Genomic DNA, 936 nt, shown 5'->3' on the forward strand with positions numbered 1-936 from the left:
GGCAGCCTGGTGGGTAGCATGACAGCCGTCCCTGACGAGAAGAACGACACGGTGAAACTGACCATCCTGGGCCGTAACGGGCAGGCAATCACCTCCACCGACATTCCCGGCGGTACGGGTAGCGGCGGCAACACGTACAACGTGACGGAGGAGGTTCCGCTGGAGAACGGCTACTATACCCTGGAGACGGCCATCGCCGCCGTAAACGTGAAATACCGGCACAAGGGCCGTTGCATCACCTACGAGGCCGCGCAGGGCAGATGGGAGACGAAACAGTTCACCGGCACGAGCGTGGAGAGTTGGGAACAGGCCGCGAGCTGGGAGGATTTCGGCGGGGCCGGCACGATGAAGAGCCTGACGGTGAACGGTGAGAAGCAAATCCCCGATGCGGAGGGCAACGTGAGCCTGACCATCGATAAGCTGGAGGTTGACGAGAGCCTGAACGCCGAAAGCACGAACCCGGTCGAGAACCGTGCCGTGGCGGCCAAGCTGGGCGAGGTGGAAGCAAACACCATCTTCGACAGCTCCGCCGAACTGAGCGACGACGAGACCACCGTCCACGTGAGCCTGAAGAACAAAAGCGGCGTCGAGGTGACCGGTTTCGACATCCCTGCCGGAGGCGGCGGTGGCGGCGGTGAGGGCAGCACGACGAAGATAGTGCTTGGCGCAAGTGTTGACAAGCCCACCGTCAAGGAAGGCGACCCGGTAAGGCTGACCTATACCTACGACCACCAGTACGGCAGCGGCGACGAGAAGGGCGAGAGTACCGGCCAGAAAGCGAAAATCACCGTCCAGGTGAGGCGCGGCGCCACCACCACCTATTCGGAGACGGTTCAGGATGTGAGCAAGGGCACGTACACGCTCGACCTGACGAAATACCTCCTTTCCGGCACGAGCGACATCTACGTGATAGCCGAGACCACCGACCCCACCACC

At 62.3% G+C, this 936-nt stretch carries 1 pseudogene; it reads left to right on the top strand.

From position 1 onward, the window contains the following. Positions 1–936, top strand: a pseudogene (locus tag HMPREF9007_RS00095) (hypothetical protein); the annotation flags it as partial.

The sequence above is a fragment of the Bacteroides sp. 1_1_14 genome, from assembly GCF_000162515.1.
In the GTDB taxonomy this organism is placed as follows: Bacteria; Bacteroidota; Bacteroidia; order Bacteroidales; family Bacteroidaceae; genus Bacteroides; species Bacteroides thetaiotaomicron.